We start from the raw sequence: 18,971 nt of genomic DNA, 5'->3' as shown, positions 1-18,971 counted from the left end.
TGATGTTTAAGAAACGAGCTCACGCAGAATGGCGCGCGTTGCCGCTTGCGGTGTCGCTGGGCGCGCTCGCCTGCGCAACGCCGGCCGTGGGCCAGACCGCGGATCAGGCGCCCGCCGCCGCAAAGCAGACCGATGCCAAGAAGCCGAAAGTGTCGAGCGCCAAGCCGACATCGTCGAACGCCACCGTCAATCTTGTCAATCTGCTGGTGCAGCAGGGCGTCCTCAAGGAGGAGCAGGCCCAGGCGCTGATCAAGCAGGCCGAGGACGAGGCCTATGTCTCCCGCCAGGCCGCCAAGGACGCAACCGCCAAGGCCGACGACGCCACCAAGGCTGCAACCGCCGCCGCGGCGGCCGCGCAGCCGCCCGGCACCAGGCACGTCACCTACGTTCCCGAAGTCGTCAAAAGACAGTTACGGGAAGAGATTAAGCAGGAGGTGATGGCCAAGGCACAGAAGGAAAACTGGGCGTCGCCCGGAACCTATCCGGAGTGGGCGCAACGCATCCGTTTCTACGGCGATGCGCGCGTGCGCTATCAGGGGAACTACTTTCCAACCGGCAACGACCAGGCCGGCGCCATCAATTTCAACGCCATCAATACCGGTTCGCCATACGACCTTTCGCGCATCTCGAACCCTTACAGCGCGCCGACCTATGATGCCACGCAGGACCGGAACCAGTTCCGGCTTCGCGGCCGCCTCGGCATGGAAGCGGACCTGCTGTACGGATTCACGGCGGGCTTGCGCATCGCGACCGGCGAGAACAACTCACCGGTGTCCACCAACCAGACGTTTGGTACCGGCGGTGGCAACTTCTCGAAATATGGCGTCTGGCTCGACCGCGGTTACATCAACTGGCAGGGTTGGAACGGCGATCTGAGCCTGTCCGCAGGCCGGTTCGACAATCCATTCTGGTCGCCGACCGATCTGGTCTGGTACCGCGAGCTCGGCTTCGACGGTTTCGCCGTGCAGGCCAAGCATGAGGTGTGGGAGGGCTTCACGCCGTTCGCTGTGGGCGGCGCATTCCCGATCTACAACACCGATTTCAATGCCGGAATCAATCTGACCGACCCGCCGACCAAGTTCGCGAGCCACGACAAGTGGCTGTTCGGAGGCCAGGTCGGCTTCAATGCCCGCTTCAGTCCGGAATATGTATTCCGGTTCGGCGTCGCCTACTACGACTTCGACAATGTTCAGGGACAGCTCTCCAGTCCCTGCATCGTCGAGCTGTCAGGCGATGTGTGCAATACCGACCTGACCCGGCCATCCTTTGCGCAGAAGGGCAACAGCTATTTCGCATTGCGCAATATCATCCCCGACGCCCCGGGAATCGGAAACAACAACAACACCTCCTTTCAGTACCAGTATTTCGGACTGGTCGGCCAGTATCGCCCGGTGGTCGTCAGCGGACAGCTCGATCTCGGACATTTCCATCCGACCCACATCGTGCTTGACGGCGAATACGTCAACAACACCGCGTTCAGCCGTTCCCTCATGAACGCTGCGGCGATCAACAACCGCGGGCCAAGCCCGGACGGCGGCACCACGCCCGGTCCGTTCAACGGCGGCAATCAGGGCTGGCTCGGCCGCGTCACCGTCGGCGACAGGGAGATCAAGCATCTCTGGGATTGGAACGTCCACGCCGGCTACAAATACCTGGAGTCGGATGCCACCATCGACGCCTTCGCGGATTCCGACTTCGGTCTCGGCGGCACCAACCTCAAGGGCTATTTCGTCGGCGGCAATATCGGTCTCGGCGACAATGTCTGGGCCACTTTGCGCTGGATGAGCGCCAACAGCATCGCCGGCAACCCCTATGCCGTCGATGTCCTGCAAGTCGACCTCAACGCGAAGTTCTGACCATGCGCATCGCACTCTTTATCCTGATGATGGTGATCGGAGCCCTCGGCTCCGGCACCGCTTTCGCCCAGTCCGAGACCGACCGCCTGCGCGACGCGCTGCGCAGCGCGACCGCGCAGACCCGTGCGCTGGAAGACCAGCGCACGGCGCTGCAGGCAAAAATCGCCGACGCTGATCGCGAAAAGGCGGCAGCCAAGAAGGAGGTCGACGACCTCAAGGCGCAGCTGAAGAAGGCCGACAAGGAGCATCGCGACGCGGTCGACGAGTTTAATCAACGGCTCGCCGAGCGCGATGAGACCCTGGAGAAATGGAAATCGGCCTATGAGGAGGCCGCGACCGTCGCCCGCAGCAAGGACGCCGAGCGCGCCAAGTTCGAGGGCGAGGCCACGGCCTACAAGGCCAGCACCAAGAGCTGCATCGCCAAGAACACCCAGCTGGTCAAGGCCGGCAAGGAGATGGTGCAGCGCTACAAGGACCTGACCATCGGCGAGATCGTGGTCTCGCGCGAGCCGATGATTCAGCAGCGCCGGGTCGAAATCCAGAATCAGCTGCAGGAAAGCCAGGACAAGTTCCTCGATCAGAAGGTGAATCCATGACGACCGCCACACTCGTGAAGCCGCTTCGCTCGATCGGTCTCGCCGCCGCGGTCGCGGCGTTCGTGGTGCCGCTCGATGCGTCGGCGCAGGCGCAGGGCCAGACACAGGCTCCCGCACCACGCGCGGTGCAGGCGCCGGTCAGGAAGCCGCAGCCACAGCCCGCCGCGCAGGCGCAAGCCGCCGCCACGCCCGCGCCGGCTCCGGTCGCGGCCGCGCCGAAGCCTGCCGCGGCTCCCGAGAATGTCATCGCGCGGGTCGGCGACACCAATGTCTCGGCCGACGATCTCCGCAGCTATGTTGCGGCACTTGCCCCGCGCGAGCAAGCTGCGCTCGCCAAGGATCCGGCCATGCTCAGCCAGGCGGTCCGGCTGCTGCTGGCCAATCGTCTCGTGCTGCAGGAGGCGGTGGCGAAGAAATGGGATCAGCAACCCAGCGTCGCCGCACAGCTCGAGCGGGCCCGCGAGGGCGCGGTCGTCGAGCTCTATCTGCAATCGGTGTCGACGCCGCCGGCGAACTTCCCGAGCGAAGACGATCTGCAGAAGGTCTATGAGGCCAATCGCGCCGCATTCCTGATGCCGCGCCAGTTCCAGCTCTCGCAGATCTTCATCGCTGCTCCGAAGGACGGCGACAAGGCCGCCGAGGACAAGGCGAAGCAGGAGCTCGACGATGTGCAGCGCAAGCTGAAGGCGCCGGGTGCGGACTTCGCGGCGATCGCGCGCGGCGACAACAACGCGGCCAAGGACGCCGGCGACCTCGGATGGGTCGCGGAGACCCAGATCCGCCCGGAGATCCGCAGCCAGGTGATGGGGCTCGCCAAGAACAGCGTGTCCGAGCCGATCAAGCTCGACGACGGCTGGCACATCATCAAGCTGATCGACACCAAGGCGTCCTACACCCGCACCTTGCCGGAAGTGCGCGACCAGCTGGTGCTGCAGATCCGCTCCGAGCGGTCGACGATGATGCGGCGGGCCTATCTCGCCGAGCTGCTGAAACAGCATCCGCCCGTCCTCAACGAGCTTGCGCTGTCGAGCCTGCTCGACGCATCGAAGAAATAACACGGAGACCAGAATGTCCGAGACCATCACCAGGCTCACCGTCGAAGGATTGCGCGACAGCTTCCAGAGCGTCGGCTATCGCGTCGAAACGCTGACCGATCCGGTCGCCAACACGCCCTATCTGCGTTCGGCGACGGCGGGGCTGGGCTTCGAGATCCGGCCCGGCAACCAATTGGTCGGCGACGAGCAGGGCTTTGTCGACGCCACGCTGGTCACCACACTCCAGGTACAGGGCGAGCTGCCGCTCGACCTCGTCAATCGCTGGAACGCGACGCGGCGGTTCGGGCGGCTGCAGCTCAGCCATCCGTTCCTGGTGTTCTGCCTCGACGTCTCCGTCGCCGGCGGCGTGGCGCCGAACTTCGTCCGCGCGCAGATCGAGATCTGGGACCGGCTGGTGCAGGAGCTGATCGCCTATCTGCGCGAGGAGTTGCCGAAACTCGCCGCCCGCAACGGCGCGGCTGCCGCGGCGCCGCAACCTGGTGCCCCCGCGCAGCAGCCGGCGCATGAGCGCACCGCGGAAGCTGAGGCCGTTCCCACCATCCAGTAAGTCCGCAAGCAACCGATGAATGACGCTGCTTCCACGATGAAGGCGAGCTGCTTCAGCCGATGGCGGAAGCAGCTCGATCCTGTTCGTCGCCGGAACGGTACCATCGCGGCTGCTGGTCTCGCGCTCGCGCTTGGCCTCGCGCAGTCCGCGCACGCCGAGGAAGCGACGCCGGCATCGTCATTCAGTACGCGCTTTGCCGCGGTCGACCAGGCCGAACCTGCCGCCGATGCCGCGGCAAAGCCGCCGGCGGAAGCGACAACGAAACCGGCCGCGCCGGCCAAAGATGCAGTCAAGGACGCGACGAAGGACGCCGGCGGGAAAAGCCTGCCGCCGCTTCCGGCAGGGCAGCCCGCGGTTTCGGATGCGCGCATGCGCTATCGCGCGCTGATCGAGAAGGAGGCGGCCGGAACCGGGCTCGCACCCGAGATCGCCGAGGCCGTGATGGGCGTGGAAAGCGGCTACAATCCCGATGTGATCGGCGGCGTCGGCGAAATCGGGCTGATGCAGCTGTTGCCCTCGACCGCGCGCATGCTCGGCTTTTCCGGTTCGCTTGCCGAGCTTGCGATTCCCGAAATCAACATTCACCTCGGTGTCAGGTACCTTGCGCGGGCCTGGCGTCTTGCCGGTGGCGATCTCTGCACCGCGGTCATGAAGTACCGCGCGGGGCACGGCGAGACCCGCTTCTCCTATCTGTCGGTGAATTATTGCGTGGCGGTGCGCGCCCGCTTGTTCGCGCGCGGCTTCCGGGTGACGGGGACCGTGCCGGTCGCGACCTTCGGCGAACCCGGACGGAGCGGCGGCGGTGGCGGCGGTAGCGGATGTGGCCGCAAGTGCCTCGGTGGCGGCGGGCGCATCGGACGCGTCGATCTCGTTGCGCTCAACACGCGGCTGAACGCGCTCGTGATCCAGGCGAGGGGAGGGAAATAGCCGGGCCACGCGATCGCAACCGATCTCGTTGTCTTGATATTCTCCCTTGGCTTCCTATCGTTTCAAACAGTTCTGGTTCTGCAAGGAGCAGCACCGATGAAAGCATTGATGTTGGCGATCGCCGTCGCCGGATTGTCGGCGACGCAGGCGCAAGCACAGACGCAGGCGCCGCAGCAGCACACGCCGCTGCCGGAAATTGTCGTCGGTGCACCGCCGCCGACCGTCAATCTCAACCGCGACACCAGTGGCGGCGCCGGCCGGGCTGCGGCAAGAGGTAGCGGCAACGCGCCTGCCGAGCGCTGCGGCGATGCGGCCTCGCTCGGCTGCATCAACGAGCGGCTGAAGAAGCAGGTCGATCAGGTCAATCCGCCCGTGACCAACACGCCGCCGATCGACGCGAAGTCACAGGATCTCAAGGTCGGCGTGGTCAACGTCCCGGCGGTGCAGCAGCAATATGGCCGCAACTTCGGGGTCTCGGCGTTTCCGTATCGCCCGCCGGCGCCGGTTTACAGTCATCGATAACGATCGCGCGACCCAATGCCCTGTCTCTCAGAGATCGTGACGCCGTCACATTTCTGACGACGGGCATGTGGAAAATACACAGAGCAACGGCTTGCTGATTCGATGCGAAAATCTGACGTGACATGCCCCCATTGCCAGGCCGGCTATCGCCGGATCGAATTGACGTCGAAGGGCGGCGTCGCGGGCGAGTTTCGCTGCCTGGTGTGCGGCCACACCATCGAGCTGATGGACGGGTCGACCGACGTTGCCTTCCGGCTGACGGTGCAGCCGGGCAAGCCGTCCTACGCCTACTAGTACGTTTTCGGTTCTGATCCCCGGCGCTCGCGCAAGCGAGGCGGCGGGTGCACGCGGCGTGCAATCATTCGCCGCGGATGTCGCTCGGCGCCTTGTTCGTCCAGCGGTGGAACGCGCGCCTGAAGTTCGCCGCGTCGCTGAAGCCGAGCGCCAACGCGATGTCGTCATTGGCGAGCGTCGTGTTGCGGAGATATTTCAGCGCAATCTGGGTCCGTAGCTCGTCATGCAGACCGCGAAAGGAAAAGCCCTGCTGGCGAAGCTGGCGCCGCAACGACCGGTCGTTGACGCCGAGCAGCTTCGCGATGGCCTCGAATGTCGGAGGATTTGCGATGTCGCGCAGCAGGATGCCGCGGATTTTTCCGGCAACGCCGGTGCGCAATTTCAGGTCCCCGAGCAGATCGTCGCAGCGCGCCACGATGGTCGGATAGGTCGTCTTGTTGCCGAGATCCGCGCTGCGGTCGAGCCATTGTGCCTTGAACACGATCTGGTTGGCCCGCTGGCCGTAGCGCACCGGGCATCCGACAGGATCGAGCGGAAGTTCGAAGTCGGAGGCTTGCGGATAAGCGAGCGTGATCTCGAACGGGGTGAAATTCGGCCCCATGACGTCGCGCATCAGCGAGATGTGGATGCCGATCTGCATCTCGGCGACGAATCGATAGAGCGCGGAGCCGGCGAGCGCGTGCAGATTGGGCTCGATGGTCCATCGCGCATGGCCCTTGTCCTCGCTGAACTCGATCGCCGCCAGCGGCGCCGCGAGCGCGTGGTAGCGCATCGCAAATTCCATCGCCTTGCGAAAGTCCGGGCAGCACAGCAGCGCATAGCCGTACATTCCGTATGTCGAGACGTGGATCGATGCGCCGATCCGGTAGGGCAGGTGACGGTCGGTCGACAGCCGCACCGCGTTTTGACAGACCGTCAGCAGCTGCGTCAGCGAAATCCGCGCCTGCGGTGAATGGATGTCGGCCAGCGGAATGTTGGTGTCGCGCAGGATGGCGTCGGCCGCGACGCCGGCGCCGGCCAGCATGTCGAAGACGGCGCCGAGCTTGGTCGTCTCATAGACCTTGTCGCTGGTGCCGACGGTCAGGATGTCGGTGCGGGAGCCCGCAGGCTTCTTCAGTCGCGTGGTTGGTTGCAAAGTGAACCAGCCTTTCATTCGGTCCGGAAGCAGTCACCAGCTTCCTGGAACATAGCCGGTTCGCGCCACAACCCAAGTCCAATCAATGGGTTTGTCAGTGGGTCATCCATGGTGCGCAGCAGCAAATGAAGGCGGCGAAGCAACGCTGAAGACGGCAAGAGGGATATCCTTTCGCTGCGCGCCGCTGCCGTCGATGAGAGCCGTCTGTCCGGTTCTGACCCGGTCGATGTCCGTTTCGGACCTTCACAAAACTCGGGCGCCACGCGACGCTTAGGCATAATGTCACACGGTCGGACCGTTGTGACGCAAGACGGCACACCGCGCGATCCGCTCGCTCAAGAATGCGGACGTTGCAGCGTCGGAGGACATGCCAGGTCGAGGGAGGCTTTCATGGTTGGAAGGCTGATTCAGACTGCCCAATCCGCATATCAATATCCGCTCATCTTCAAGCAGCTCTGGCACACGCCGCGCGTGCAGGCGCCGGACCAGGAGATCGTTTATCGCGATCTCAAGCGCTTCACCTACCGGCAGACCAGGGAGCGGATCGGCCGCCTCGCCTCGGCGCTGAGCAAGGCCGGCGTCGAGCCCGGCGACACCGTCGGCGTGCTCGAATGGGACAGCCACCGCTTTCTGGAAGCGTTCTTCGCGATCCCGATGATGGCGGCGGTGCTGCAGACGGTGAATGTGCGCCTGTCGCCGGAGCAGATCGCCTACACGATCAACCACGCCGGCGCGTCGACGCTGCTCGTCAACGACGAGTTCGTCGGATTGCTGGAAGGCATCAAGGGACAGCTTCCGAATGTGAAGCGGATGATCGTGATGTCGGACCGGCCGGCACCGCAGACCGGCAGCCTGTCCTTCATCGGCGAATATGAGAATCTGCTGGCGGCGGCGTCGCCCGATTACGACTTTCCCGATTTCGACGAGAACACCCAGGCCACCACCTTCTACACGACCGGCACGACCGGATTGCCGAAGGGGGTCTATTACAGCCACCGGCAGCTCGTGCTGCACTCGCTCGCCGGGCTCGCGCTGTTCGGCATGGCGGGTTCGCAAGGCCGCTTCTCGCGCGACGACGTCTACATGCCGATCACGCCGATGTTCCACGTTCACGCCTGGGGCTTCCCGTGGTCGGCAACGATGGCGGGCGTCAAGCAGGTCTATCCCGGCCGCTACGAGCCGGGAATGCTGGTCAAGCTGATCAAGAACGAAGGCGTCACCTTCACCCACGGCGTGCCCACCATCCTGCAGATGCTGCTCAACGCTGCGGCCGCGGCGAATGTCGATCTCAATGGCCTCAAGATGGTGATCGGCGGCTCGGCCCTGCCGAAGGCGCTGGCCAAGCAGGCGCTCGCAGCCGGCATCGACATCTTTGCAGGCTACGGCATGTCCGAGACCGGGCCGCTGGCTGCGGTGTCCCATGTCAGCTCCAGGGATCTCAGCGGCGATCCCGACGGCGAGGTTGAATTCCGCACCAGGGCCGGCATCGCCGGCCCGCTGGTCGACCTGCGCATCGTCGATCCCGACATGAAGGACGTGCCGCATGACGGCAAGTCCGCGGGCGAGATCGTGATTCGCGCGCCCTGGCTCACCCAGGGCTACTACAACAATCCCGACGGCTCGGAGCAGCTCTGGGCCGGCGGCTATCTGCACACCAGCGATATCGCGGTGATCAGTCCGGGCGGCCACGTCCACATCACCGACCGGATCAAGGACGTGATCAAGACCGGCGGCGAGTGGGTCTCGTCGCTGCAGATCGAGGATCTGATCTCGCAATGTGCAGGGGTGGCCGAGGCCGCGGTGATCGGCGTCAAGGACGAGAAATGGGGCGAGCGGCCGCTCGCGCTCGTGGTCAAGAGGCCCTCCGGTGCCGACGGCGTCAGCGACGCCGTGATCAAGGACCATCTCAAGGTGTTCGCCGACAAGGGCGTCATCTCGAAATACGGCATCCCCGGCACGATCCTGTTCGTCGATAGCATCCCCAAGACCAGCGTCGGCAAGATCAACAAGAAGGAGCTGCGCGAGCTGTACGGCGACATGTGATCGTTGAGTATGGCCAGGAACGGATCGAGGAGGACCACATCATGAGCAACCTCACACTTGCCGGGCTGGGCGACCACGTCGGAAAGGAGCTCGGACTTTCCGGCTGGGTCACGATCGATCAGCAGCGCATCGACACCTTCGCGGCCTGTACCGGCGATCACCAATGGATTCATGTCGACGTTGAACGCGCTAAACGCGAGAGCCCGTTCCGCGGTCCGATCGCGCATGGCTATCTGACGCTCGCGATGGTGGCGCCGCTCGCCATGGAGGTCGGCATCATTCCGCGCGATGCCGCCGCCGGGCTGAACTACGGCGTCGACAAGGTGCGCTTCCTGGCGCCGGTGCCGTCAGGCGCCCGGGTGCGGCTGCGTGTCGTGCTGTCCGGCATCGAGCCGCGGGACGGCGGACAGGTGGTCATGAAAACCCTGAATACGCTCGAGGTCGAAGGATCGGAGAAGCCCGCTCTGATCGCCGAGACCCTGGCGCTTCTGATTCCCGCAGCGGGAGCAAGGCAATGAGTACGGAAAATCGCAGTCCGGATGCGCCGGCCTCTGACATGTCCGAGGCCGCATCGCGCAACACGCTGGCGCTCAATCCACTGGTCGGCATCCAGGGCCAGGATCTGGTCGAGGGCGCCGGCATCCTGTTCAAGGCCGTCATCAACGAACCGAAGGTCGCAACCGAACAGTGGCTGTCGTTCGTCAGCGAGCTCGGCTCCATCGCTGCCGGCAAGTCGGAGCGTGCGCCGAAGGCGGGCGACAAGCGATTTGCCGATCCGACCTGGAAGGAGAGCTCGCTGCATAGCGGCCTGCTCAAGGCCTATCTGGCCTGGGGCGAGGCGGTCAACGGCCTGGTCGACAAGACCAGCCTCAGCGACATCGACAAGCAGCGCGCGCACCTGATCACCGAAATCCTGATCGATGCGGTGGCGCCGACCAATACGATGATCACCAACCCGGCGGCGGTCCGCAAGTTCATCGATACCGGCGGACAGAGCCTGTGGAGCGGCCTGAAGAACTATATCGGCGATCTGACGCAGAATCGCGGCATGCCGTCGATGGTCGACATGAGCGCCTTCAAGGTCGGCGAGAACCTCGCGACTACCCCCGGCGCGGTCATCTTCCGCAACGAGCTGCTCGAATTGATCCAGTACACGCCGACGACGCCGACGGTGCGGAAGCGGCCGCTCGTGATCACGCCGCCGCAGATCAACAAGTACTATGCGCTGGATCTGTCGCCGGACAAGAGCATGGTGCGCTTCCTGCTCGAAAGCGGCATCCAGGTCTTCGCCGTGAGCTGGCGCAACCCGACGGCGGCGCACCGCGATTGGGGGCTCGACACCTATGTCGCCGCGCTCGACGAGGCAGTCGACGCGGCGCGCGAGATTTCCGGCAGCGAAGACATCTCGATGATGGGATCCTGCTCCGGCGGCATCACCTCGACGGCCTATTTCGCGACGCTCGGCTCTGCCGCCGAGCAGAAGATCAAGAACCTGGTGCTGGCGGTCTGCCTGCTCGATCCCAATTCAGCCGAGGAGAGCGCGTTCGGCTGCCTGATGACGCCCGAGACCATGCGTGCGGCCAAGGCGTCGTCACAGCTGCGCGGCATCGTCGATGGCCATGATCTGGCGCGGATGTTCGCCTGGATGCGGCCCAACGACCTGATCTGGAATTACTGGGTCAACAACTACCTGCTCGGCAACCAGCCGCCGGCTTTCGACATCCTGTACTGGAACGCCGATACGACCCGCCTGCCGGCAGCGCTGCATGGCGACTATCTCGATCTCTATTTCTCCAACCCGTTCGTCAACGCCGGCAAGCTCAAGCTCAACGACAAGACCATCGACATGAGCAAGGTCAAGGCCGACAGCTACGTGGTCGCCGGAGTGACCGACCACATCACGCCGTGGAAGGGGGTCTACAAGACCGCCCAGATCATGGGCGAGGGCACCACCTTCGTGCTGTCGAACAGCGGGCATTTGCAGTCCCTGCTCAATCCGCCGAGCAATCCGAAGGCGTCCTTCATGATCGGGCCGGTGACCGCGGACAAGCCCGATGCGTTCATGGCCTCGGCCGAGAAACGCAAGGGCAGCTGGTGGCTCGACTGGCGCGACTGGCTGCAGCCACGTTCGGGCGAGGAAATCAGCGCGCCTTCCTCGCCCGGCAGCGCCCGCTATCCGATCCTTGCCAAGGCACCGGGGACCTACGTCTTTGATTGAAGATACCACCAGCGCCGATCCAGCGAAGCCGGCAACTGTCGCGCAGCGCGGCACCATCGAGACGCGGCAGGTCACGATCGACGGTCAGCTGCTTCAGGTCGCGATCAGGCACGGCGACGGCAGCGGGCCGCCGCTGCTGCTGTTCAACGGGATCGGCGCCAATTGGGAGCTGGCAAGGCCGTTCCTTGAAGCGCTCACCGATACGACCGCCATCATCTTCGACGTGCCCGGCGTCGGCGGATCGCCGAAGCCGGCGTGGCCCTATCGCCCGTCGACGCTGGCGCGGCTTGCGGCCGAACTGGTCGCGGAGTTGGGTTACGGCGAAGTCGACGTCGCCGGCGTGTCCTGGGGCGGCGGCATCGCGCAGCAATTCGCGCATCAGTTTCCAAAACGCTGCCGCCGGTTGGTGCTCGCCGCGACCGCGCCCGGTTTCACCATGGTGCCGGCAAGCCCTTCGGTGCTGTGGAAGATGGCGACGCCGCGCCGCTACACCGACAAGGGTTATATGAAAAGCATCGCCGCCGACATCTATGGCGGGGCGTTTCGCGACGATCCGTCATTGATCGGCCGCCATGCGGCCGCGATGCACGGCGCCCGCAGCATGGGTTACTTCTATCAGCTGCTTGCGATGACCGGCTGGACCAGCCTGCCATGGCTGTGGTCGCTGCCGCAGCCGACGCTGGTCTTGATGGGGAGGGATGATCCGCTGGTCCCTCCGGTCAACGGTCAGATCATGGCGAGCCTGATCCCGAACGCCACGTTGCATTTGATCGACGACGGACACCTGTTCATGGTGACGCGGCCGGCGGAAACCGCGGGCCTGATCGAGGCGTTTCTCGCCGACGAAAGCCGCGAGGCCGCGCCGGCATCGCTGCTGTCGCGCACCACCAGCTACCTCAGGGATCTCGTTCCAACATCCGGAGGCGGGCACCAGAAGCCATAACCACAGGGAGGATATCATGACGGATAACAGCTCATACATCGATATGCTCAGGAAGTTCGGTAGTGATCTCGGCTTGCCGAAGCTGAACGTGGACGAACTGCTTCAGGCCCAGAAGAAGAACCTTGAGGCGCTAGGCAAGAGCGCGAGGGTCGCGGCCGAAGGCGCGCAATCGGTGGCGCAGAAGCAGCGCGAGGTTCTGGAGGCGGGGTTGCGCGAGGCCTCGACGCTGGCGCGCGAGTACAAGCCGCTCGGCAAGATTCACGAAAACCTCGCTTTGCAGACCGAGTTCGCGCGCAAGATGTTCGACATCGCGGTGAAGGGCGCCCAGGACAGCGCGTCGACCGCGCGGCAGTCGACAACAGATGCGGTCAAGATCATCCAGGATCGCATGAAGGAAAGTTTCGAGGAGTTCCGCGCCAGCGTCCGTCCGAACAAATCGGCCTGAGATCGTCTGCCGGGATCACGACCGACCAAGCAAGCCTCGCCACGCATCAGGGAGGACACCATGGCTAACGCGCAGGCAACACGGGCGGCCAAGCCGGACTATGCGCCGCCGCCGATCAACGGCGACTTCTACGGGATCGCCGGCGTCCTGAACGAGAAGGAGCGGGCGCTGGTGCAGCGCGTGCGTGCGTTCACCGAAGGCGTGGTGGCGCCGGTTATCGAGGAGTTTTGGGGTCGCGACGAATTTCCGTTCGCGATCATCCCGAAGATGGCCGAGATCGGCATCGGCGGCGTCGGTTACCAGGGCTATGGCGCGGCCGGCGGCAGCTGGCTGCTGAACGGCTTTGTCGCGATGGAGTTGGCGCGGGTCGATTCCTCGGTGGCGACCTTCTGGGGCGTGCACACCGGGCTTTCGGCGGGCTCGATCTATCTGTGCGGCGACGAGGCGCAGAAGCAGCGCTGGCTGCCTGCGATGATGCGCTTCGAGAAGATCGGCTCGTTTGGGCTCACCGAGCCGCTGGTCGGCTCCGCGACGTCAGGCGGAATGCTGACCACCTGCCGGCGCGAGGGCGATGTCTGGCTCCTCAACGGCCAGAAGAAGTGGATCGGCAACGCCACCTTCGCCGACGTCAACGTGATCTGGGCGCGCGAGGAGGGCTCCAACCAGGTCAAGGGCTTTGTCGTGGGAAAGGACAATCCCGGCTTCTCGGTCGAGAAGATCAAGACCAAGATGGCGCTGCGCGTGGTGCAGAACGGCCTGATCACCTTGAAGGATTGCCGTGTGCCCGAGGCCGACCGGCTGCAGAACGCAAACTCCTTCAAGGACACCGCCAAGGTGCTGCGCATGACCCGCACCGGCGTAGCCTGGTTCGCCGTCGGCTGCGCGATGGGCGCCTATGAGCATGCGCTGCGCTATGCGACCGAGCGGCAGCAGTTCGGCAAGCCGATCGGCGGCTTCCAGCTGGTGCAGGATCTCCTGGTCAGGATGCTCGGCAATGTCACCGCCACGCAGGCGATGATGCTGCGGCTCGGGCAAATGCAGGATGAGGGCGTGATGCTGGACGAGCACGCCTCGCTGGCGAAGGCGTTCTGCACCGTCAAATGCCGCGAGACGGTCGGCTATGCGCGCGAGCTGCTCGGCGGCAACGGCATCCTGCTCGAGAACCATATCGGCCGCTTCGTCGCGGATGCCGAGGCGATCTATTCCTATGAGGGCACCAGGGAGATGAACACGCTGATCGTCGGCAAGTCGATCACGGGATTGAGCGCCTTCGTCTGACGTTGTGAGCATATCCAACCCCGTCATTGCGAGGAGCGATAGCGACGAAGCAATCCATCTCTCCGCATGGTGGTTACAATGGATTGCTTCGCTTCGCTCGCAATGACGTGGACGGAGACACGCTACGGGTCATACGGTCCCCAGCTCGCTCGGCCGGCGGCAGGCTCACCTCGCTCCGTCGCGCCTCCTGGCTGCGATGTTCGGCCTCGCCGTCCAGTCGCGACAGCATGCCGAGCGCCACGATCGCGGCGGCAAAGCCGGCAGCGGCGCCGACCCCGAGTGCCCAGCGCGGGCCGAGGTGGTCGGCGACCCAGCCGACGATCGGTGCGCCGATCGGCGTGCCGCCCAGCGCCACGCCGAGCCGCAGCGCCATCACGCGGCCGCGCATCGCGGGCTCGGTCGACAGCTGCATCAGCGCATTCGAGGTGTTGGTGACGGTCAGCGCGGCGACGCCGATCACGATGAGCGCCGCGGCGAACAGCCAGTAGTTCGGCGCCAGCGCGGCCAGCGTGCAGCCGAGGCCAAAGATCGCGGAGCCCAGCATCAGCGAAGAGAACCGCGGCTGCTCGCGGCTCGCGGCCAGCAGCGCGCCCGACATCGTTCCGAGTGCCATCATCGACGACAGCAGGCCGAAGCCGCGCGCATCGGTGTGGAACACGCCGACCGCCATGGTCGAGATGAAGATCGGGAAGTTCAACCCGAAGGTCCCGATCAGGAACAGCATGATCAGCGTCGCCCTGAGGTCGGGGCGCGACCACACGTAATGGAAGCCCTGCATGACGCTGCCCTTGGTGGGATGGGCCCGCGCATTCGGGCGCAGCTCGGAGGTGCGCAGCAGGGTCAGCGAGGTCAGCACCGCGAGGAACGACGTGCCGTTGAACAGGAAGGCCCAGCGGGTGCCGACCGAGGCGATGATGAGGCCGGCGACGGCAGGGCCGATCATGCGCGCGGCGTTGAACGAGGTCGAGTTCAGCGCGATCGCGTTCGACAGATTGGTATCGCTGACCAGCTCGGCGACGAAGGTCTGGCGCACGGGCGCATCGAGGGCCGCGGCGCAGCCGAACAGGAACGCGAACGTGTAGACGTGCCAGAGCTGCACCAGGCCGGTGACGGTGAGGATGCCGAGCAGCAGCGCGAGCCCGCCCATCGTCGCCTGGGTCGCCATCAGCAGCTTGCGCTGGTTGAAATGATCGGCGGCAAAGCCGGTCCACGGCATCAACAGGAGTTGTGGCCCGAATTGCAGCGCCATCACGATGCCGACGGCGGAAGCACTGTGATTTGTCAGCTGGGTGAGAACGAGCCAGTCCTGGGCGGCGCGCTGCATCCAGGTGCCGATGTTGGATACCAGCGCGCCGGCCGCCCAGACCCGGTAGTTGAAGCTCGCGAGCGATCGAAATATCCGTCTCATGTTCTCTCGGGTTCATTCCCGCCGTGAAACCGTCCGAACCGCCGCGCCAGGAACAGGCCGATCAGGAGGCCGCCGAGGCCGAGCGCGGCGACGTCGCTGGTCGTTCTCAGACCGAAGTCGCCGACGCGGCAAACCAAGAGATATCCGAGGGCGAGATTGAAGAAGCCCCACACGATGTTCACGGTCGACGACGACAGGCCTTCGCCGGGCGGCTTTGCGAACGGGCTCTGGAACGGTTCGCCCATCATGCCGGCGACGACATGGGGAATCGCGTTGGTGAGGAAGGCGCCGCCGAAGAAATAGGCGACGAGGTCAAGCCAGTTCATGCGTGTTGGTCCTTTCAAGCAGATCGATGATCGCCTGCGTCGAGCCGGTCTCGCCGAGCCGCGGGAATACGTGCTCGATGCTGTAGTCATGGGCGTGCGGCCGCGCATCGGTCATGGCGTCGATCGCGAGCGTGACGTTGAAGCCGGCCTCATAGGCCTGCCGTGCCGTCGATTCGACGCCGGTGCCGGTCGCAACGCCGGCAATCACGACATGGGTAACGCTGTGGGCTCGGAGCTGGTTCTCGAGATCGGTGCTGGCGAACGCGCCCCAGGTCCGCTTGGTGACGACAACGTCGCTCGCCTGCCGGTCGAGCTCCGGAAGCAGGTCGGTCCAGCCGTCGGGAAATGCACCACCGGGGCGCGGCCGCTCGGTGCGTCCAGGCGCCGTGCCGTCGACATTGACCAGCACGACCGGCAGGCGGCGTTGCCGGAACGCGGTGATCAGGGCGCGGGCTCGCGTCACGACGTCAGCGAAGGGATGGATGAAGGGCGCGCCGGCGAGGCCTGATTGCAGATCGACGACAATGAGGGCGGTGAGCGGATCGAGCGTCGTCAGGGCCATGATCGTTTCCTTGCAACCGGATGTTTCTCGCGACCGGCGGGGCGCGGGCATCAATCCTCGACCAGCCGTTTCAGCAAGCCGACGGCGGCGGCGAGCTCGTCCTGCTCGCGCGCCGACAGCCGCGCGGCGATGGTGCGCGCCAGCCAGTCCTGCCGCGCGGCGCGGCCGGTACGCAGCCGCTCGCGGCAGCTCTCGGTAAGCGACATGATGGTCTGCCGGCCGTCGTCCGGATCGGGCGCGCCGCGGACCAGGCCCGCGGCCTCGAGTGCTGCGATCGCCGAACTCATCGACTGCGGACGCATGCCTTCCGATCGCGCCAGGCTGGACACGGTCGCCGGACCGTCCTTTTCAAGGCGCAACAGCACCGCGACCTGGGAGGGTGGCAGGTCGTCGCGTTGACCCTGTTCACGCAGCCGTCGCTTCAGCTTTCCAATCAGCAGGCGAAGGTCTTCGGCGAGCGCGGAGGTGCGCGCCGAGCCGGTACGGATCGATGGATTGCTCATGCGAAACCGTTAGCAGATATGAAGGTAAACTGTAAAGATAGCCTTAGCAGTTAGGCTTCATAACTGCGTGATCAGCCGACGCTGGTTGCGGTTTCGCTATCCAGTGCAACGAGCGCCTGCCGCAGCGTTTCCACCAGTTCCAGCGCGACCGGCGAGGGGCGCCGCTGCGGTGGGAATACGGCGGCGAATTCGAAGTCGATCCGCGGCAGGAAGCGGCGCGTGACGACGCCGCGGCTTTCGAATTCCCGCGCCGTGAACGGATCGCAGATCGCGACGCCGAGACCGGAGGAGACCAGTCCGCACATGATCTCCGACAGCATGGTTTCGACACGCAGGATCCGGCGGACATCGCTGCGGCTGAAGGCCTGGTCGATAAGGTGACGGCCGGTGGAGCCCGCCGACAGCGAGATGAACGTTTCGTCCTCGAAATCGGCCGGTTCGAGCGTGGCCTTGCTTGCGAGCGGGTGGCCGGCGGGAAGAACGGCGACGCGCGGCAGCGCTGGCATGCGCGCGCAGGGCAAGCCGGAATGCGCGATCGGTCCTTCGGCGAAGCCAATGTCGCATTGGTTGTTCAGCACCCAGTCAATGACGATAGGCGAGATGACGCCGAAGAAGGCGAGGTTGAAATTGGGCCGCTCTCTCAGGAAATGTCCGGTGAGCCGCGGCAGGAAGCCGTTGGACAGCGCCGGCAGTGCGGCGATACGGAGCGTGCCGGTGCGGCGGCTGCGGATCTCTTCGGCGGCGGCGGTGATGCGCTCGAGGCCGACGAAGGAGCGTTCGACCTCCATATAGAGTGCCGTTGCAGCCGCGCTCGGCACCAGCCCGCTGCCGCGGCGCTCGAACAACTCCATTTTCAAGAGGGCCTGGAAATCACGGAGCAATCGGCTGACGGCCGGTTGCGTGACGGCCATCAGCTTGGCGGCCTCGGTCACGCTGCCGGTCAGCATCATCGCCCGGAAGGCCTCGACCTGCCGTGGATTGATCCGCGCCATCCTTGTTTGCTTTCATAACATTTCAGCATGCAGACCCTGCCATTATTCATTGGACGACGAAAGCGAGGGCTGCGATCTTTTTCATCAAGTTCGGGGACCGCTTGTTTTTTCAGCAGATTGGAATTGTTGGAAGATCGTTGAGGTTTCTAAATACCGTCGTGAGTCGACCACGGCTCTGGACGAGCGCAAGGCCAATCGCAACGCCGGCCTCTCGGACCATCGACCGAGCCGGGCCGCCGCTACGTAATGAAAAAGGGAGCTTGGACGATGACGCATCTTCGCCTTCTGTGCGCTGCCAGCCTCGCAGCGCTGGCTTCGCTCTCGTCGCAAGCGTCGGCCCAGCCGACGACACTCTACGTCGCGGGATATGGCGGTTCGTACGAGAAGACGATGCGCGACGATGTGATCCCAGCGTTCGAGCAAGCCAATGGCGTGAAGGTGCAATATGTCGCCGGCAACTCGACGGATACGCTCGCCAAGCTGCAAGCCCAGAAGGGCAATCAGCAGATCGACGTCGCGATCGTCGACGACGGTCCGATGTACCAGGCGATCCAGCTCGGCTTCTGCGGCAAGCTCGACGGCCTGGCTTCGATTGATCTCTATGACGCCGCCCGCTTCAAGGACGATCGCGCGGTGGCGATCGGCATCGTCGCGACCGGCCTGATGTACAACACCAAGGTGTTTGCCGAAAAGGGCTGGGCGCCGCCGACCTCCTGGAACGATCTGAAGGATCCGAAGTACCGGCAGCAGCTCGTCATTCCACCGATCAACAACACCTACGGCCTGGAAGCGCTGTTGATGCTGGCGCGGATGAACGGCGGCAACGAAGCCAATGTCGATGCCGGCTTCAAGATCTTCAAGAACGACGTCAATCCGAACGTGCTCGCCTACGAGCCCTCGCCGGGCAAGATGACCGAGCTGTTCCAGTCGGGCCAAGCTGCGTTGGCGGTGTGGGGCACCGGCCGCGTGCAGAGCTTTGCCAACACCGGCTTCCCGGTCGACTTCGTCTACCCGAAGGAAGGAGCCGCCACGCTGCTTACGACGGCTTGTCCGATTGCCAAGCCGAACGCGTCGCCGCTGGCCACGGCCTTCGTCAAGATGCTGCTTGATCCGAAAATCCAGCTCGTGCTGCTGAAGGAATATGGCTACGGCCCCGTGCTGAAATCGCTGGTGATCCCGGAGGGGCTCGGCAAGATGGCGCCGATCGGCGAGCGCGCGGCGAAGCTCTATAACCCCGATTGGGCCGTCATCAACGACAAGCGCGAGGAATGGACCAAGCGCTGGAATCGCGAGGTCGAGCGCTGAGCGGGCGCGCGCAGCG

At 64.7% G+C, this 18,971-nt stretch carries 20 protein-coding genes; 14 read left to right on the top strand and 6 right to left on the bottom strand.

The genetic code is table 11. The features are described 5' to 3' along the window. Positions 1 to 2 precede the first annotated feature (2 nt). The 7 genes from BI327_RS27930 to BI327_RS27900 all read left to right on the top strand — a co-directional run bounded on the left by BI327_RS27930 (position 3) and on the right by BI327_RS27900 (position 5,797). Positions 3 to 1,856: a putative porin gene (locus BI327_RS27930; RefSeq protein ID WP_076864501.1), complete on the top strand. Its 1,854-nt coding sequence runs from the start codon at positions 3 to 5 to the stop codon at positions 1,854 to 1,856. 2 nt (positions 1,857 to 1,858) lie between these two features. Continuing rightward, positions 1,859 to 2,452: a hypothetical protein gene (locus tag BI327_RS27925; RefSeq protein ID WP_076864500.1), complete on the top strand. Its 594-nt coding sequence runs from the start codon at positions 1,859 to 1,861 to the stop codon at positions 2,450 to 2,452. Then, the gene (locus BI327_RS27920; RefSeq protein ID WP_076864499.1) at positions 2,449 to 3,507 is read left to right on the top strand and encodes a peptidylprolyl isomerase; all 1,059 of its coding nucleotides are present in this window, start codon (positions 2,449 to 2,451) and stop codon (positions 3,505 to 3,507) included. The genes BI327_RS27925 and BI327_RS27920 overlap by 4 nt, the downstream gene beginning before the upstream one ends. A gap of 13 nt (positions 3,508 to 3,520) precedes the next feature. Further along, complete coding sequence (locus BI327_RS27915) at positions 3,521 to 4,054, top strand: YbjN domain-containing protein (RefSeq protein ID WP_076864498.1); 534 nt, start codon at positions 3,521 to 3,523, stop codon at positions 4,052 to 4,054. Between the two features lie 15 nt (positions 4,055 to 4,069). Next, on the top strand, positions 4,070 to 4,981 hold the full coding sequence (locus BI327_RS27910) for a lytic transglycosylase domain-containing protein (protein ID WP_347337683.1): 912 nt from the start codon (positions 4,070 to 4,072) through the stop codon (positions 4,979 to 4,981). 96 nt (positions 4,982 to 5,077) lie between these two features. Beyond that, a complete protein-coding gene (locus tag BI327_RS43300; protein ID WP_245334957.1) occupies positions 5,078 to 5,503 on the top strand; it encodes a hypothetical protein in 426 nt (141 codons plus the stop codon). Between the two features lie 117 nt (positions 5,504 to 5,620). Further along, positions 5,621 to 5,797 carry an MJ0042-type zinc finger domain-containing protein gene (locus tag BI327_RS27900; protein ID WP_347337682.1) on the top strand — a complete coding sequence of 59 codons (177 nt, stop codon included), beginning with the start codon at positions 5,621 to 5,623 and terminating at the stop codon, positions 5,795 to 5,797. Positions 5,798 to 5,861: 64 nt separating this feature from the next. On the opposite strand, the gene BI327_RS27895 is transcribed toward BI327_RS27900, so the two are convergent. After that, positions 5,862 to 6,950 (bottom strand): AraC family transcriptional regulator, encoded by a 1,089-nt coding sequence (locus tag BI327_RS27895; RefSeq protein WP_076864496.1) that lies wholly within the window; start codon positions 6,948 to 6,950, stop codon positions 5,862 to 5,864. 372 nt (positions 6,951 to 7,322) lie between these two features. Here BI327_RS27895 and BI327_RS27890 point away from each other — a divergent pair, with 372 nt between their 5' ends. Genes BI327_RS27890 through BI327_RS27865 form a run of 6 tightly spaced genes read left to right on the top strand, consistent with a single transcriptional unit; the run spans position 7,323 to position 13,859 of the window. Beyond that, a complete protein-coding gene (locus BI327_RS27890) occupies positions 7,323 to 8,975 on the top strand; it encodes a fatty acid--CoA ligase (protein ID WP_076864495.1) in 1,653 nt (550 codons plus the stop codon). A 41-nt stretch (positions 8,976 to 9,016) separates the two neighbouring features. Next, positions 9,017 to 9,493, top strand: coding sequence for a MaoC family dehydratase (locus tag BI327_RS27885; protein ID WP_076864823.1), 477 nt, complete (start codon positions 9,017 to 9,019; stop codon positions 9,491 to 9,493). Further along, complete coding sequence (locus BI327_RS27880) at positions 9,490 to 11,193, top strand: alpha/beta fold hydrolase (protein ID WP_076864494.1); 1,704 nt, start codon at positions 9,490 to 9,492, stop codon at positions 11,191 to 11,193. The genes BI327_RS27885 and BI327_RS27880 overlap by 4 nt, the downstream gene beginning before the upstream one ends. Beyond that, a complete protein-coding gene (gene phaZ, locus BI327_RS27875) occupies positions 11,186 to 12,136 on the top strand; it encodes a poly(3-hydroxyalkanoate) depolymerase (RefSeq protein ID WP_245334956.1) in 951 nt (316 codons plus the stop codon). The genes BI327_RS27880 and phaZ overlap by 8 nt, the downstream gene beginning before the upstream one ends. Before the next feature lie 16 nt (positions 12,137 to 12,152). Continuing rightward, positions 12,153 to 12,581, top strand: a complete 429-nt coding sequence (locus BI327_RS27870) for a phasin family protein (RefSeq protein ID WP_076864493.1) — start codon at positions 12,153 to 12,155, stop codon at positions 12,579 to 12,581. A gap of 60 nt (positions 12,582 to 12,641) precedes the next feature. Next, a complete protein-coding gene (locus BI327_RS27865; RefSeq protein WP_076864492.1) occupies positions 12,642 to 13,859 on the top strand; it encodes an acyl-CoA dehydrogenase family protein in 1,218 nt (405 codons plus the stop codon). Between the two features lie 73 nt (positions 13,860 to 13,932). Here BI327_RS27865 and BI327_RS27860 read toward each other — a convergent pair whose 3' ends face one another. From BI327_RS27860 to BI327_RS27840, 5 genes are all read right to left on the bottom strand, one after another. After that, a complete protein-coding gene (locus BI327_RS27860) occupies positions 13,933 to 15,267 on the bottom strand; it encodes an MFS transporter (RefSeq protein WP_245334955.1) in 1,335 nt (444 codons plus the stop codon). Then, positions 15,264 to 15,593: a hypothetical protein gene (locus BI327_RS27855; RefSeq protein ID WP_076864491.1), complete on the bottom strand. Its 330-nt coding sequence runs from the start codon at positions 15,591 to 15,593 to the stop codon at positions 15,264 to 15,266. The genes BI327_RS27860 and BI327_RS27855 overlap by 4 nt, the downstream gene beginning before the upstream one ends. After that, positions 15,580 to 16,155 carry an isochorismatase family protein gene (locus BI327_RS27850; RefSeq protein ID WP_076864490.1) on the bottom strand — a complete coding sequence of 192 codons (576 nt, stop codon included), beginning with the start codon at positions 16,153 to 16,155 and terminating at the stop codon, positions 15,580 to 15,582. Before BI327_RS27850 ends, BI327_RS27855 begins: the two co-directional genes overlap by 14 nt. Before the next feature lie 50 nt (positions 16,156 to 16,205). Next, a complete protein-coding gene (locus tag BI327_RS27845) occupies positions 16,206 to 16,658 on the bottom strand; it encodes a MarR family winged helix-turn-helix transcriptional regulator (protein ID WP_076864489.1) in 453 nt (150 codons plus the stop codon). A gap of 71 nt (positions 16,659 to 16,729) precedes the next feature. Next, a complete protein-coding gene (locus tag BI327_RS27840; protein ID WP_076864488.1) occupies positions 16,730 to 17,650 on the bottom strand; it encodes a LysR substrate-binding domain-containing protein in 921 nt (306 codons plus the stop codon). Between the two features lie 267 nt (positions 17,651 to 17,917). Here BI327_RS27840 and BI327_RS27835 point away from each other — a divergent pair, with 267 nt between their 5' ends. Continuing rightward, entirely contained in the window at positions 17,918 to 18,955 is a 1,038-nt protein-coding gene (locus BI327_RS27835) for an ABC transporter substrate-binding protein (RefSeq protein ID WP_076864487.1), read from the top strand. Positions 18,956 to 18,971: the final 16 nt, after the last annotated feature.

Origin of the sequence: Bradyrhizobium mercantei (assembly GCF_001982635.1) — a bacterium.
Lineage (GTDB): Bacteria > Pseudomonadota > Alphaproteobacteria > Rhizobiales > Xanthobacteraceae > Bradyrhizobium > Bradyrhizobium mercantei.
The sequence above is the reverse complement of the archived record's forward strand: the minus strand, read 5'-3'. Positions and strand labels throughout refer to the sequence as shown.

Excerpts from the sequence above, each read along its gene's own strand:
- BI327_RS27835 (WP_076864487.1), top strand. The coding sequence starts at position 17,918 with ATGACGCATCTTCGCCTTCTGTGCGCTGCCAGCCTCGCAGCGCTGGCT.
- BI327_RS27885 (WP_076864823.1), top strand. The coding sequence starts at position 9,017 with ATGAGCAACCTCACACTTGCCGGGCTGGGCGACCACGTCGGAAAGGAG.
- BI327_RS27890 (WP_076864495.1), top strand. The coding sequence starts at position 7,323 with ATGGTTGGAAGGCTGATTCAGACTGCCCAATCCGCATATCAATATCCG.
- BI327_RS27925 (WP_076864500.1), top strand. The coding sequence starts at position 1,859 with ATGCGCATCGCACTCTTTATCCTGATGATGGTGATCGGAGCCCTCGGC.
- BI327_RS27920 (WP_076864499.1), top strand. The coding sequence starts at position 2,449 with ATGACGACCGCCACACTCGTGAAGCCGCTTCGCTCGATCGGTCTCGCC.
- BI327_RS27910 (WP_347337683.1), top strand. The coding sequence starts at position 4,070 with ATGAATGACGCTGCTTCCACGATGAAGGCGAGCTGCTTCAGCCGATGG.
- BI327_RS27915 (WP_076864498.1), top strand. The coding sequence starts at position 3,521 with ATGTCCGAGACCATCACCAGGCTCACCGTCGAAGGATTGCGCGACAGC.
- BI327_RS27865 (WP_076864492.1), top strand. The coding sequence starts at position 12,642 with ATGGCTAACGCGCAGGCAACACGGGCGGCCAAGCCGGACTATGCGCCG.
- BI327_RS27930 (WP_076864501.1), top strand. The coding sequence starts at position 3 with ATGTTTAAGAAACGAGCTCACGCAGAATGGCGCGCGTTGCCGCTTGCG.
- BI327_RS27860 (WP_245334955.1), bottom strand. The coding sequence starts at position 15,267 with ATGAGACGGATATTTCGATCGCTCGCGAGCTTCAACTACCGGGTCTGG.
- BI327_RS43300 (WP_245334957.1), top strand. The coding sequence starts at position 5,078 with ATGAAAGCATTGATGTTGGCGATCGCCGTCGCCGGATTGTCGGCGACG.
- BI327_RS27880 (WP_076864494.1), top strand. The coding sequence starts at position 9,490 with ATGAGTACGGAAAATCGCAGTCCGGATGCGCCGGCCTCTGACATGTCC.
- BI327_RS27845 (WP_076864489.1), bottom strand. The coding sequence starts at position 16,658 with ATGAGCAATCCATCGATCCGTACCGGCTCGGCGCGCACCTCCGCGCTC.
- BI327_RS27850 (WP_076864490.1), bottom strand. The coding sequence starts at position 16,155 with ATGGCCCTGACGACGCTCGATCCGCTCACCGCCCTCATTGTCGTCGAT.
- BI327_RS27840 (WP_076864488.1), bottom strand. The coding sequence starts at position 17,650 with ATGGCGCGGATCAATCCACGGCAGGTCGAGGCCTTCCGGGCGATGATG.
- BI327_RS27855 (WP_076864491.1), bottom strand. The coding sequence starts at position 15,593 with ATGAACTGGCTTGACCTCGTCGCCTATTTCTTCGGCGGCGCCTTCCTC.
- BI327_RS27870 (WP_076864493.1), top strand. The coding sequence starts at position 12,153 with ATGACGGATAACAGCTCATACATCGATATGCTCAGGAAGTTCGGTAGT.
- BI327_RS27895 (WP_076864496.1), bottom strand. The coding sequence starts at position 6,950 with ATGAAAGGCTGGTTCACTTTGCAACCAACCACGCGACTGAAGAAGCCT.